Origin of the sequence: Psychrobacter sp. FME6 (genome assembly GCF_014861365.1) — a bacterium.
Classification (GTDB): domain Bacteria; phylum Pseudomonadota; class Gammaproteobacteria; order Pseudomonadales; family Moraxellaceae; genus Psychrobacter.
This window is the reverse complement of sequence record NZ_RRYW01000082.1, coordinates 1-13,789: the sequence shown is the minus strand read 5'-3', so window position 1 is coordinate 13,789 and position 13,789 is coordinate 1. Positions and strand designations below refer to the sequence as shown.

Here is a 13,789-nt window from a genome sequence, read left to right as displayed (position 1 = left end):
TTTGTGTCTTCATAACCTCAAATATATCATCTTGCTTTGGCTGTCACCCTCCTTTATTTCTTCAGCATACTTTCTGACACACCACCGAAGATGTTAATTTGGACTTTGAAGTTCTAGGTCCCTCTTTAGTCAGCGATGATATGGTGCAAGTGCTACTGGCTGCTTCTCGCTCTGAAAACGTCGACCAACGAGTCGACGCTTTGACGTTTGGTGGACTAAAAACCAAGGTTATGGATATTGAATCACACGCTATCGAGCGTGCTTTTGGCTTGATGGTGGATAACTTACCTAGCATGCCAGAGTTAGTGGCTTTGGTGGATATTGGCCACAATCAAACCACGCTGTATATCGCCAGAAACGGCGAGTTCATATACAGTCGTGAACAGCTTTTTGGTGGTGTTCAGCTAACAGAGGCCATACAGAACCGTTATGGACTATCAGCAGAAGAAGCAGCGCTTAGTAAACGTGAGCATACTTTACCTGATGATTACTATACCGATGTATTGGCTCCATTTATAGAAAATACCATTCAGCAGATTACCCGCTCATTGCAGTTTTACTTTTCTTCAAGCCAATACAGCAGTATCGATTACGTGGTGCTGGCTGGTGGTAGTAGCTCTATTGCCGGTCTTGCAGGTATGGCTCAACAGAGATTGGGCGTGCCTGTGAGTATTGCTAATCCATTTACCAATATGACCATTGCGCCACATATCGATAATGAGCAACTGGCCATTGATGCACCCAGCTTAATGGCCGCTTGCGGTCTTGCGTTAAGGAGCTTCGACTAATGGCTCGTATTAACCTTTTACCTTGGCGACAAGAAGAGCGCACACGTCGCAATAAAGAATTTCTCACTTTAGTAGTGGCAGTCACTTTGCTCACTCTATTGGCTGCATTCGCTTCATGGAGCTATTTTAATAACGAGCTTGATGAACAGCTTGATGCCAATGCATTGATTGAAAAAGAAAACGCACTATTGGATACGGCGTTGGTTGAAATTGACAGCCTAGAACAACGCCGCGAAGACATCATCTCACGTATGCAGGTGATTCAAGACTTGCAAGGTCGACGTCCTGTACCTGTACGCTTGTGGGATGATTTGGCAAAAGCGATGCCGCCTGCGCTCTATTTAACTAATCTAAAGCGTGAAGGTGATGTTATTACCTTGACAGGCCTTGCTGATAACCCAAATATCGTCTCAAGCTTAATCCGAAATTTGGATAACAGTAAATGGATGGACAAATCAGCCGTTAGTAATATTCAACAGAACATCAGCGCTTATCAAGCAGCGCCAAACCTTAATAATACGGTTGCTACTGGTGGACAATCTCGCCCCGTTTATCCTGAAGACAGCTATGTACAGTTTGTAGTCACTACGAAAGTGCAGTCAGAAAAGGCCACACCTGTTGATGCCAATACTGGACTTGGAGGTGAGCTATGAAGCTTAGCCGTAAAAGAAGCTTGATCAAAACCAAAAAGACCGCTTTAAAGACAAAGAAGCCATTTGATTTAAATGAGTTTCGCCGTAGTTTTGAATCATTAGATTCTGAAAACTATGGTAGCTGGCCACTTCCGGTAAAAACAACGGTCATTGGCCTCATCGTCGTACTGATTGCTGCACTAGCATGGGCGTTCCCGATTAGTAGCAAAATTGATGAAATTAAAGCGGCTGAGAGTCAGCAACAGACTTTGCTTGATAGCTACCGTGAAAAAGAGTCACGCGCGCGTCATCTCGAAGCTTATCAAGCTCAAGTGATTCAAATGGAGGTGGAGTTCAATACCTTACTCGATCAGTTGCCAAAGGAGACTCGTGTGTCTGAGCTAGTAGAAGGCATTAATATGACGGGCGTTGGCAGTAATATACGTTTCCAAGATATTTCAGTAGAACCTGAAATTGAAAATGAATTCTTTATTGAACAGCCTATTCGTATTGCTGCTTTGGGTGAGTATCATCAGTTTGGTAGCTTTATCAGTGGCCTTGCTGCCTTATCGCGAATTATCACCATGCATGATTTTGAAGTCAGTAATCCGCAGCCAACTTTGGATGTGCTACCAGAACTAAACTTGGTATTACAAACCAAAACTTATCGCTCAAAAGAAACTGATTCTGAAAGTGAAGAAGCCGATGCTGCAGGAGGCAACTAATGACTATTCAAAAATTGCCCATGCTACTGATATTAAGCGCTACCGTTCTATCAATGACCGGTTGTACTGATCGTATTGGTATGGCCGAGCAAGCGCTGAAGGATATTCGTAACCAGCCAGCGCAACCGATTGAGCCACCACCTAAGGCTGAGTTGGTAGAAGATTTTGTTTATAGCGCCAGTGCGCAGCGTAGCCCATTTTTACCACCAAGTTTAGTCAATGTCCAAGGCCCTACGACCTCTATCGATGGTGTGCGTCCTGATATTTTAAGGGTAAAAGATCCTCTTGAACAATATGAGCTATCGCAGTTGGTCTTTCGAGGTGTGGTAATTTCCCCTGAAGGTCAGCAATATGCGCTGGTACAGCGCCCTGATGGGTCAGTTGCTAGTGTCAAGGTTGGTGATTACCTTGGATTAAATGACGGCCGTATTGTTGAAATCACGCCGACCCAGATTAACTTGATTGAAATTTTGCCAGACAGCCGCGCAGGGTTTGTTGAAAAACCCCAGTCGCTGGTTTCCCCTATAAGCTAAGTCGGCAGATTTTTTGAGGAATAAATAATGACAGTACGCAATAACAAGGTAATGATGATGAGCAACCGCGTATCTTCTGCTTTTGCCATTTCCGCATTGGCAATCAGCATGGTAGCAGTGAGTAGCAGCGCCCATGCCGCACAGCGCATTAATAATGTCTCTGTGGTACAAACTGCACCAGCAGTGACGCAAATGCGTTTGGGGTTTGCAGGGTTGCCAGTATTACCTGCGGCCTACCAGCTAGATGATCCCAGCCGTTTGGTACTAGATTTTGAACAAGTGCAAAATGGGCTTGCTAGTCGTTTCAATGAATATAATGTTGGCATGATCAATGATGTTACGACGTTAAGCGGCGATAGTACCACGCGCCTAATTGTTGGGCTGAAACAGGCGGGTAATTATACAACGGCGATTGATGGCAACGATTTATTGCTCACGATTACTGATCCTAATCGTCCAGTGATGACTAACGATCCTGTCCAAGATGCCCTTAATAACAGTGCGCTTAATAACAATGCGCTTAATAACAATGCCGTCACGACCACCCCAAAGGTCACCCCAATCGTAGAAACCAGTAGCACACCCGTTGCGACTAATAATGCAGCCTCGACCACAGGGGTAAAAAATAAAGCACCTGCCGATACGATGGTGGTCAGAGTTAACCCATTATTAGACCCGCAGCTTGCTGCTTCACAAGTCAGTAAGCAGTATAGCTATGAAGGTTTAAGCGCGGTTAATTTTGCCGCAGGGAAAGATGGTGGCGGTAATGTCAGTATCGCACTGGCCAATGAAGCCACTCCAGTTGATGTGCAGCGCCAAGGTAACAAGCTGGTGGTGCGTTTGACGGGTAGCACCGTGCCACGAAATCTGTTGCGTCGATTAAATATTAATAGCGGTTTGGTTGATAGTATCGATACCAAAAATCAAAATAAAAATGGTGTTATTACCATTAATATGAAAGAAGATTTTGAATATCAAGCCTATCAGTCGGGTACGCAGTTAAATATCAGTATCAACAAGCCTGCGCTGTTACGTGAGCCGACACTTGAAGAAAAAGTCTATAGTGGTGAAGCGCTATCTATGGAATTCCAAGACGTTGAGATTCGTAGTGTTTTAGATATTTTGGCGCAGTTTACTGAGATGAATATCGTGGCGAGTGATTCGGTCGCGGGTAATATTACTTTGCGCCTTATCAACGTACCTTGGGATCAAGCGCTGGATATTATCCTTAAGAGTAAGAATCTGGGTAAACGCGAGAATGGTAATGTGATTTTGGTTGCGCCTTCTACTGAGCTGGCTGCGCAAGAAGCACGTGATTTAGAAGCACAGCAAGCGGTTGAGTCTTATGCGCCGCTACGTACAGAATACATTCGTTTAAGCTATGCAAAAGCCCCTGAAGTATTGACCCTTATCTCTCAAGGCAGTGGATCATCTGGCGGCAGTAGTAGCTCAAATCGTGACGATAATAATACCTTGTTATCCAATCGCGGCACAGTAACGGTTGATGAACGCACCAATACTTTGATCATTAAAGATGTGGCAGACAGTATTGAAAATATCCATAAATTGATTGGCAAAATCGATATTCCTGTCCGTCAGGTAATGATTGAAGCACGTATCGTTAGCGCCACTGACAGTTTCAGTAAAGAGATTGGGGTACGTTGGGGTCTTTTATCGAATGGTGCAGCCAACAACCGCAACTTATTGGTGGGTGGCAGCAACCAAACGTTGTGGGATTTAAAAGATTTTGATGTTGAGACCACCACAGTCAATGGTCAAACTGTCTCTTATCCTAAATATGACATTAGCCGTCCTGATAATTTGAATGTCGACTTAGGGGTTGATAATCCAGCAGGTAGTATCGCTTTTGGTCTGCTTGGTATCTCTGATTTTATGCTCGATCTTGAGTTGTCAGCACTACAAGCAGACAACCGCGGTGAAGTAATCTCTACCCCAAAGATTTTGACGGCCGATAAGCAAACAGCGAAAGTATCCTCTGGTACGCAGATTCCTTACCAAGAAGCATCGGCCAGTGGTGCAACGACCACCAGCTTTAAAGAAGCGGCGTTAAGTTTGGAGGCCACACCTAATATTACCCCTGATGGTAAAATTGGCTTGCAACTGCTTATCACCAATGGCACACCAACTATTATTAATAACCAGGTGGCTATCGCTGAAGACTCTATCTCAACCAATGTTATCGTTGAAGATGGTCAAACGGTTGTGTTAGGCGGTGTCTTTAAAAACCGTACCAGCAATGGTGTGGATAAAGAAGACTCTATCTCAACCAATGTTATCGTTGAAGATGGTCAAACGGTTGTGTTAGGCGGTGTCTTTAAAAACCGTACCAGCAATGGTGTGGATAAAGAAGACTCTATCTCAACCAATGTTATCGTTGAAGATGGTCAAACGGTTGTGTTAGGCGGTGTCTTTAAAAACCGTACCAGCAATGGTGTGGATAAAGTCCCTTTCTTGGGTGACCTGCCTTATATCGGTCGCGCATTCCGTAAGGATGTGCGTAATAATGCTAAAGAAGAGCTACTGATATTTATCACACCAAAATTGATCAATGATGGCATTAGTCGTCTAGATTGATTAGCGTTTGTTTGATTGTTAGTAAAAAAGCAAGCCTTAGTGCTTGCTTTTTTTGTGGAAGAATTTAGCCGTTTTAAAGCAATTGCTGTCATCAATGTTTATATCAGTACACTCATTGATGATGTCGTCAAAATTTTACTCACAATAATCCCAGCGCATTACTAGCCAGAATATCAATGACGTTGTATCATACCTAATTTAGCTGAGTAAGTATTATGGTGGAGGAATTACCGTCGGTGTTTTTAGTGGGTCCGATGGGAGCAGGGAAGACGACAATTGGTAAATTACTTGCCAAGCACTTGGGACGCACCTTTGTAGACAGTGACTGGTATATTGAGTCGCAGACAGGGGCAGATATTGCTTGGATATTTGCAAAAGAAGGTGAGGCGGGCTTTCGGGAACGTGAAACACGCGCCATCGATGAGTTGACGCAAAAACCACAAATCGTATTAGCCACTGGTGGTGGCGCTGTCATGTGTGCTGAAAATCGAGATTTTCTAGCGCAGCGCGGCATTGTGGTTTACCTTAATGCACCAGTCGATGTGCAAATGGCTCGCACTGCTAAAGATAAGTCACGGCCATTGTTACAGCAGCCCAATCCTAGGAAAATCCTGCAAGATTTATATAGTGCCCGCGATCCATTATATCGGCAGGTTGCGCATATTATTATGCCTACTGGCCATACTTACCCACGTCATATGGTTAATCAGTTATTGCAGCAGTTAGAGTCTTTCTGTGTGCCTACTATTGTAGCGCCTGTAGTATTAAAGCCTAAAGGCGATTAATCATAAAATTGATAATGTATATAGTCAGTCCTAAATAAAATAAGTACAAATATTATCACGCGCTACTGGGACAAATTTTTCTTGCTTACTGTGCTTGTGCAGACAGAGGCTGCGCACAATTTATCCCAGTAGCACTGTATTTTTTTATAATGGATCGGCTATAGCACCATCTAGGCGCAGTTACTTTTATCTTATTAAGCATACTTAAGGAGACTTTCATGGCCCTGCCACTGTTTCATGACAGCTTAACCGTTCATACGCAAAGTCATGATTATCCGATTGTCATTACTGAAAAGACGGCGACAGAAAACAATAGTATGGCACAGCAAGTCGCGCCCTATATTACTGGTCGCCAAGTATTGATTGTCACTAATGATACCGTAGCGCCTTTATACCTAAAAGCTTTAGAAGAAGAGTTGGCTGCAAGCTTTTCTGTCAAGGTTTGCGTGCTACCAGATGGTGAGCAATATAAAAACCAGAGCAGCATCAATGAGATTTACGACGCCTTAATGGCAGAGCATTTCAATCGTGATGTTACCCTTATTGCACTGGGTGGCGGCGTAGTCGGTGATATGACAGGGTTTGCAGCGGCAAGCTTTATGCGTGGAGTACGTTTTATCCAGATTCCAACGACGCTATTATCACAAGTGGATTCGAGCGTTGGGGGCAAAACAGGCATTAACCATGCGCAAGGCAAAAATATGATTGGCGCATTCTGGCAGCCGCAGATGGTGCTTGCTAATATGAATACGCTCAAAACCCTACCGCCTCGTGAGCTATCAGCAGGGCTTGCTGAGGTCATTAAATATGCACTTATCATGGATGCAGATTTTTTGACTTGGCTTGAAGAAAACTTGCCAGCGATGATGGCGTTAGATTTGGCAGTACTTGGCGAAGCCGTCAAGCGCTGCTGTCAGTACAAAGCGGATGTGGTGGCGCAAGACGAAAGAGAGTCAGGTGTGCGCGCTTTGCTAAACTTTGGTCATACTTTTGGTCATGTGATTGAGACGCATCAGGGCTATGGTAACTGGCTGCACGGTGAGGCAGTTGCTGCTGGCATGGTACAAGCCGCTGAGCTGTCGCAAAAAATGGGCTGGTTAACGGTTGATGACGTTGCTCGTATTAAGCGTATATTAGTGTCCGCTAACCTGCCTATTGTACCGCCGCCTATTGCGGTAGACACAGCTTTGGGTCTGATGGGGCATGATAAAAAAGTGAAACACGGACAAATCCGGCTTATTTTGTTAAAATCAATAGGTAAGGCGGTACTGACCAATGATTTTGATGCCAAGCTATTAACTGAGGTATTGGCACAACGTATAGTCAGTCCTCAATAAAAACAGTACAAATATCATAAAGCAAGCATCCCAGCAATACGATGTCTTTTTTAAAGTGAATCGACTGTATTGTTTTAAAGTAAACCCACTATATTAAATGCGGTCAACTCTATTTTTACCAAGGATATTCTCATGGCAGCATCAAAATCAACGACGCGTACCGCTGGCCAATCATATCGCCGACAAGCATTGATTTGGCTCATAATGACCTTGTTATTGGGCGTTGTTACGGCTTTAGTGTGGATGCTAAGCCAAACCCCCGCGATGGGTGCCAAGATAGAGAATGCGCCGATAGCAGCGCCGCAAATATCAAGTACAGAACTTGAGCAGCCATTAAAGATTGAGTCGTTGCATGAGCTTGATACCGATGTACAGCCGATAAATTTTGATGCCACAGTTCGTGATTTACGCAATTATCCCGATGAGTTTAAAGATAAGCGTTACCTTCTCGCCAATAAAGGCAAGTGGACGGTACAGGTGATGAATGTTGCTGAAAACGATGTGATTGTCAGTTACTTAGAAAGCCGCGAAGATCGTAAGAAATTCTCCTATTTCCGTTATCTTGATGAGGACAACCAAGTCCGTTATATGCTGACTTATGGACTCATGAGTAGCCCACAAGAAGCGGTAGGGGCTGCCAAATTAATAGACTTTAAACTGCCTGCTGATGTGCGTGTATTACCAGAGGAAATCAATCGCTACGTCAGCATCATTGATAATTATGAGCGCCCGGATCCAGTAAAAGACTTAAGCACAAGGCGCACCCGCTCTGTTAACTTGAAACCAACCAAGCGCGAAGTGCCAGTACGTCAACAAGACCAGCAAGCTAATGACCAAGCAGCGGGCAATAATCAAAGCACGGGTGGCAGCGGTGAAAGCATCCGTCAGTCAGCGGATACTTCTGAGACTTTATCAGTCAATGAAGAGCGTGTCATTGGCGGTGAAGAGCAGGCTCCTGATGCTGCATCGCCTAAAAATACTGATAATACTCGTAAGCCTGATCAAGAAAATAAAAAACCAGCGGCAGGCACGGATAATAGTACATCGACAAAACCACCCGTCGTGGCAACACCTAAGCCTCCGAGTGCGAATAGTAATAATAACGACAGTCCAAATTCGGCTGAAAAAAAGACCAATGCAAACGCTGTTAATAAAAATGCCAATTCAGGTTCAAACTCTGCTAATACAGGAACAGCAAAAAATAATAATGACAGCATAAAAGAGCTTATTGAAGAAAAAAGCAATTAGTTTTTTCTGGTAATGGCTAGGGCGTGTCCTCATTATAAAAATGAGATAAATTGCCGTCAAACGAGGAAAATAGCGCAAATAATATCGAGATATTAATTAGCTATTTGACGATGATTGGCCAAATTTAGCCATTTTTAGCCCATTTAGATACAATCGCTTGAATTGAGGACACGCCCTAGTCTGTTGTAACCCACCTAATGACTGATTTGGTGGGTTTTTTTATCCCATGTGTTAGCATATTTCGAGATCAACTATCTTTTGTTTTTTTATCAATGAAAAGCGTTATTCTTTTGATAAGTACTTTATAAATGGTTAGGGGCTATACAGCCCCTAAGCTAGACCTTGTTACCGCGCTATTTTTTATTCACCAATTATAAGAGACGTCCTGCGTGAAACCGAAATTTTGGCAGCGATTTACTGCCCCTTTCATTGAGCCTTATGCCCGTTATCAGCATGCAGATGTTTTGCACGCGATACGTTTGGGCGGCGCTATTCTTATTGCATTATCGTTAAATAAGTTGACACACTTACCGCATGGTGAATGGACGACCATTACCGTGTTTGTGATATTGGGATTATTACAATACCAAGGCGCGATTTATACCAAAGCCAAAGAGCGCATATTGGGCACCTTACTTGGGGTCGTGGTTGGGCTGAGCTTTTTGTGGTTGTTGCAAGATATCGGTGGTTGGCTGTGGCTATATTATGTGCTGATTGCCATTATCAGTGGCATTATTGGCTATGTGGCGGTCAAACAGTTGGGCTATATTGGGCTACTCACGGGCATCACCATGCTGATGATTGTTTCAAGCCCCGAGCATGAAAATATCGCTCAAGATGGTTTATATCGCGCCTTTAATATTTTAATTGGGGCAGGGGTTGCGGTTGCAGCAACTCTAATCTTACCGCTTAAGTCGACTTTGATGTTTCGGTTTTTAATGGCCAGCAACCTTGATGCTTGTAGCGAGCTTTATGCTGGGGTTGGACACCATATCGATGCTGAGACATTGACGGCTAAGCCTTTTAAATATACCGAAGTCAACCAAGCATCCAGTGTCATTTATTATGCCAGTCATGCAGTGCCTGATATACCAGTCGATAAGACGCTATTAAAATCATTGCAAGAAATCAATAAACGTCTACTTGCTGTACGTCCACATATTGCTGCAACAGCGAGCGAAACTGGGTTGGATAAGGATACCATTGAGACGATACAGCGTGCTCATCGGAACATTATCGGCACCATTGATTTATTATTAAGTGCCGCCCCGCGTTTGGCAAATATTGAAATTGACGATGAAAACCATATATTGCTCATCCATTATCAACATGAGCTAACCCAAGCGATGCGTCATATGGCGGCGGTGCTGCGCAGTCCTAGCGATGAAGTTTTTCGTCCTATTACTCGTATTGCGGTATCAGATTATCCGAGCGTGCAGTATTTAGCGTTTGAATGGCAGGGCTACTTTTGGCTTACCCAAACCTTACAAACCCAGTTACAGCAGCTCAGTGATTTATTACAAAAGACTAAGCCGCGTTGGTTTTCTGCTTCTGGTGTGCGTTATCAGCGCCGCGAACAGCGCCGTATAGAAGAACATGGCGGTGAGACAGATTTGCATTTATAGCTATAAAAAAACTATTTTATAAGAAACAGATATAGTCAGTGAAAAGTAATATCGGTACATCACTGACTGCTGGTATCAATTTTTCTTGCTTGCTGTGCCTGCGCAGACAGAGGCTGCAAAAAATTGATACCAGCAGTACCTTAGCGTCTTTAAGGTATTTTAACTGTATAAAAAAACGCTGATCATTATCGATCAGCGTTTTTATTTTTAAGGTTTTTTTCAATGTGTCACTTTTGTGTCACTTTAAAGCTCAAATACAGAATAGTGATTAACGTCCCGTCTTTAGCTTATCCCAATACTGCTGATACACTTGTAATGCTTCATCACCGACATCTTCTTGGAACTCAGCTTTTGCCAGTACGTCTTTGCTAGGATAAATCGTTGGGTTATTGCGTACGTCTTCGTCCATCAACTCGCGTGCGGCAATATTTGGCGACGCATAACCAATCTCTTCACTGACGATTTTTGAGTTTTCGGGACGGAGTAGGTAGTCAATAAACTTGTGCGCTGCGTCTACTTGTTTGGCGTTTTTTGGAATAACAAAGTTATCCATCCATAAAATAGCGCCTTCAGTTGGGTATTTATACACCAAGCTGGTCAGACCTTCATTGTTAGCGATGATTGCCTCACCATTCCACGTCATACCAACGCTGGTTTCGCCTTCCATATACGGCATACGCGAGGCATCTGAATTGAATGTTTTCACATTCGGCATCAAAGTGGTGAGCTTCTCATAAGCGGCTTTAATCTCGTCAGGATTTTTGCTGTTACCAGAGTAGCCAAGGGTCAATAGCGACATGCCAAACACTTCGCGCATATCATTCATCAGCATTACTTGACCTTTATACTCAGGACGCCACAGATCATTCCAGCTATTGACGGTGGCTGGATCGACTGATTCGCCATTGATAGCCAATCCGGTGCTACCCCACATATAGGGAATCGAATATTTGTTTTCAGGGTCGACCTTGGTGTTAGTAAATGAGGTATCGAGGTTTTTAAAGTTGCTTAATTTAGACTTATCGAGCTCTTGCAATAAGCCTTCTTTGGCCATTTTTTCGACATAATAAGTCGATGGAATGGCTAAATCATATTGGCTAGAATCATCAAGCAATTTCAATTTGGCATACATCGCTTCATTAGAATCAAAGGTGGTGTAATTAACATTAATACCAGTCTCTTCGGTAAAACCATCGAGGATTTCTTGCGGCATATACTCCGACCAGTTATAGAGATTTAGCGTCTCTTGGCTGGTAGTCGTACCGTCAGCAGCGGTGTTATCTGACTTGCTGCAGCTAGCAAGTGATAGCCCAATCGTTCCAATAGCTGCGTACAATAAGACCTTCGGTAGTGCTTTTGGCAGTACTTTTACAGAAGTTCGATTAGACCCATTAACAGGGGATAAATAAGACAAAGTGTCTCTCCTAAATTAAGGCAAAAATAAAAACGGGCACAGGATACCGTTATACTATATTCATTATACGGTTATGGTTATCCTAAGTCGAAATTTAAAGGGCAACTGCTTGAATTTGCTTAGTTTTAAGTAAAGTAGATAAAGGTAGTGAGAATAGCCCCACATTATGCAATCCGTTAATCATGCTATGATTGGCGCTGTCCAGTTTTTAGTGTCACTAAAATAAAGCCATTAAAATAAGCCTTATTTTTTATAAATATCAAATAATAAAGGATAAAAGATAATGAATAACACTCAAGCGACTATACCCGAATTATTGACCAATAAAGTCGCCATAGTTACCGGAGCCAGTCGTGGTCTTGGGGCGCAAGTTGCTCAGCAGATGGCAGCGGCAGGCGCCAGCGTTTGCGTCAATTATCTCAATAGTGAGGAAGCCGCTAAAAAAGTAGTGTCTGATATTATAACGGCAGGTGGGCGAGCATTTGCTTATCAGGGTGATGTGACAGATTTGGCACAAATGCAAACCATGGCAGCAGAAGTTATTAAGCGCTTTGGAGGTATTGATATATTGGTCAATAATGCTTTACCAAGCTATCAGTTCAATCCAAATGCCGATTACACCAGTATCGAAACGGTTAAATGGGCACATTTCTCTCAGCAAATTGATGGCATCGTTCAAGGTGCAGTCAATAGCGTACAAGCGGTATTACCGCAAATGAAAGCTCAACAGACGGGTAAAATCATTAATATCTCAACCAACCTTATCTATAATCCAGTGGTCACTTATTATGACTATACGACGGCAAAATCAGCGCTGATTGGACTTACGCGCAATTTGGCAAGCGAGCTTGGGCAATATGGTATCCGTGTGAATTTGCTGGCAGGTGGGTTATTAAAAACCACGGATGCGAGCCGCTTAACTACTGAAGAAGTGTTCGATTATATCGCCACAACCACGCCACTACGACAAGCAACCTCGGTAAGCGACTTTGCCAATTCAGTATTGCTGATGGCGTCTGATTTAAGCTCAGCTATTACTGGTCAATCTATTGCAGTCGATGGTGGTTTGACGATGCCGTAGGAATAATATACAAAGATAGCTTTTAGATAAAAAGTATTTAACTTATACCAAAGAGAAATCATGAATAATCGTAAACTTGCTGGAATCATCACTGCCGTGATAGGGCTGTGGGCGACCATTGTTTTCTTTAATGCTGGTATGGATACATCGATATTTAGCTGGCCACTAGAAGCTTATCTTGGCGTGGCATTTAGTATTGGTTGGCTAACTGGCATACCAAATTTTTTAGCGTATTTACTGGCAGCATTGCTCTTTACTTTGATTACAGTTGCCTGTTATAAGCTGGGCAGTTGGGTTTATGGATTGATATTTGGGCGTGGTTAAATAGTAGGTTTTTAGAGTTTTGAAAGATAAACCCTTGTCAAATATTGGCAAGGGGTTTTGCGATTTAAGCTTTCATTAATGGTCTGATATTTAGGCCAGATGCAAATGCTTAACTACCGCCTGTATTCCATGCTCTTCAATTGTGCCAGTGACAAAGTCCGCACGTTCTATTAGCTCGGGTTTCGCATCACCCATGGCCACTGCATAGCCGACCAAATCAAACATTTCTAAATCATTTAGCCCGTCACCAAACGCCATGCACTCGCTTGCGTCAATGCCAAAATGCTGACACACATCTAATATACCGCGCGCTTTTGAGGCATCGATGGGCAAGATATCGCCGACAATGTCATGCCAATGCACCAGTTTTAAGTCTTGCTCTGCAAAGTTTACTTCTTGCATTTTCTCATCTTGATTGTCAAAAAATACTGAACACTGATATACGGTATTAAATTGGCAATAATCAGGGTCGATGATGCTACAGCTCTTTATTTTATCGTGATATCTGTTTTGCCACTCATGTTCATCTGACCAGATAATGTGAGTGGCAGAGTCAAATTTATAGACTAAGCCATTTTGCTGACAGAGCTTAGTGATGGTGGCGGACTGCTCATTGGATAACGGGTAATCACTAATAACGCGCTGGTTATAGTCAGTTCAAAATAAAACTGTTATGGCCAGGACAAATATCATAAAATAATT

Annotated in this window: 11 protein-coding genes and 2 pseudogenes; 11 read left to right on the top strand and 2 right to left on the bottom strand. The window is 43.1% G+C overall.

The window, feature by feature from the left end; translation table 11 throughout:
• Positions 1 to 92: 92 nt before the first annotated feature.
• The 9 genes and pseudogenes from pilM to EI162_RS11070 all read left to right on the top strand — a co-directional run.
• Positions 93 to 788 (top strand): annotated as a pseudogene (gene pilM / locus EI162_RS11110) (type IV pilus assembly protein PilM); the annotation flags it as partial.
• On the top strand, positions 788 to 1,441 hold the full coding sequence (locus EI162_RS11105) for a PilN domain-containing protein (RefSeq protein ID WP_192524416.1): 654 nt from the start codon (positions 788 to 790) through the stop codon (positions 1,439 to 1,441). The pseudogene pilM and the gene EI162_RS11105, both read left to right, overlap by 1 nt.
• Positions 1,438 to 2,145, top strand: a complete 708-nt coding sequence (locus tag EI162_RS11100; RefSeq protein ID WP_192524415.1) for a type 4a pilus biogenesis protein PilO — start codon at positions 1,438 to 1,440, stop codon at positions 2,143 to 2,145. Before EI162_RS11105 ends, EI162_RS11100 begins: the two co-directional genes overlap by 4 nt.
• On the top strand, positions 2,145 to 2,678 hold the full coding sequence (locus tag EI162_RS11095; RefSeq protein ID WP_192524414.1) for a pilus assembly protein PilP: 534 nt from the start codon (positions 2,145 to 2,147) through the stop codon (positions 2,676 to 2,678). Before EI162_RS11100 ends, EI162_RS11095 begins: the two co-directional genes overlap by 1 nt.
• A 27-nt stretch (positions 2,679 to 2,705) precedes the next feature.
• Complete coding sequence (locus EI162_RS11090) at positions 2,706 to 5,273, top strand: type IV pilus secretin PilQ (protein ID WP_225735310.1); 2,568 nt, start codon at positions 2,706 to 2,708, stop codon at positions 5,271 to 5,273.
• 215 nt (positions 5,274 to 5,488) lie between these two features.
• The gene (gene aroK, locus EI162_RS11085; RefSeq protein ID WP_192524413.1) at positions 5,489 to 6,058 is read left to right on the top strand and encodes a shikimate kinase AroK; all 570 of its coding nucleotides are present in this window, start codon (positions 5,489 to 5,491) and stop codon (positions 6,056 to 6,058) included.
• A gap of 218 nt (positions 6,059 to 6,276) precedes the next feature.
• A complete protein-coding gene (gene aroB / locus EI162_RS11080) occupies positions 6,277 to 7,395 on the top strand; it encodes a 3-dehydroquinate synthase (protein WP_192524412.1) in 1,119 nt (372 codons plus the stop codon).
• Between the two features lie 132 nt (positions 7,396 to 7,527).
• On the top strand, positions 7,528 to 8,643 hold the full coding sequence (locus EI162_RS11075; protein WP_192524411.1) for a hypothetical protein: 1,116 nt from the start codon (positions 7,528 to 7,530) through the stop codon (positions 8,641 to 8,643).
• A gap of 389 nt (positions 8,644 to 9,032) precedes the next feature.
• Complete coding sequence (locus tag EI162_RS11070; RefSeq protein WP_192524410.1) at positions 9,033 to 10,268, top strand: FUSC family protein; 1,236 nt, start codon at positions 9,033 to 9,035, stop codon at positions 10,266 to 10,268.
• Between the two features lie 268 nt (positions 10,269 to 10,536).
• Here the strand turns inward: EI162_RS11070 and EI162_RS11065 are convergent, their stop codons facing one another.
• Positions 10,537 to 11,682: an ABC transporter substrate-binding protein gene (locus EI162_RS11065; protein WP_192524409.1), complete on the bottom strand. Its 1,146-nt coding sequence runs from the start codon at positions 11,680 to 11,682 to the stop codon at positions 10,537 to 10,539.
• Positions 11,683 to 11,965: 283 nt separating this feature from the next.
• Between EI162_RS11065 and EI162_RS11060 the strand changes: the two genes are divergently transcribed.
• Positions 11,966 to 12,763 carry a 3-oxoacyl-ACP reductase gene (locus EI162_RS11060; protein WP_192524408.1) on the top strand — a complete coding sequence of 266 codons (798 nt, stop codon included), beginning with the start codon at positions 11,966 to 11,968 and terminating at the stop codon, positions 12,761 to 12,763.
• A gap of 60 nt (positions 12,764 to 12,823) precedes the next feature.
• A complete protein-coding gene (locus tag EI162_RS11055; protein ID WP_192524407.1) occupies positions 12,824 to 13,087 on the top strand; it encodes a hypothetical protein in 264 nt (87 codons plus the stop codon).
• 90 nt (positions 13,088 to 13,177) lie between these two features.
• Here the strand turns inward: EI162_RS11055 and EI162_RS11050 are convergent.
• Positions 13,178 to 13,729 (bottom strand): annotated as a pseudogene (locus tag EI162_RS11050) (HAD-IIB family hydrolase); the annotation flags it as partial.
• Positions 13,730 to 13,789 lie beyond the last annotated feature (60 nt).

Coding starts and splice junctions, on each gene's coding strand:
- EI162_RS11105 (WP_192524416.1), top strand. CDS start 788: ATGGCTCGTATTAACCTTTTACCTTGGCGACAAGAAGAGCGCACACGT.
- EI162_RS11100 (WP_192524415.1), top strand. CDS start 1,438: ATGAAGCTTAGCCGTAAAAGAAGCTTGATCAAAACCAAAAAGACCGCT.
- EI162_RS11095 (WP_192524414.1), top strand. CDS start 2,145: ATGACTATTCAAAAATTGCCCATGCTACTGATATTAAGCGCTACCGTT.
- EI162_RS11090 (WP_225735310.1), top strand. CDS start 2,706: ATGACAGTACGCAATAACAAGGTAATGATGATGAGCAACCGCGTATCT.
- aroK (WP_192524413.1), top strand. CDS start 5,489: ATGGTGGAGGAATTACCGTCGGTGTTTTTAGTGGGTCCGATGGGAGCA.
- aroB (WP_192524412.1), top strand. CDS start 6,277: ATGGCCCTGCCACTGTTTCATGACAGCTTAACCGTTCATACGCAAAGT.
- EI162_RS11075 (WP_192524411.1), top strand. CDS start 7,528: ATGGCAGCATCAAAATCAACGACGCGTACCGCTGGCCAATCATATCGC.
- EI162_RS11060 (WP_192524408.1), top strand. CDS start 11,966: ATGAATAACACTCAAGCGACTATACCCGAATTATTGACCAATAAAGTC.
- EI162_RS11055 (WP_192524407.1), top strand. CDS start 12,824: ATGAATAATCGTAAACTTGCTGGAATCATCACTGCCGTGATAGGGCTG.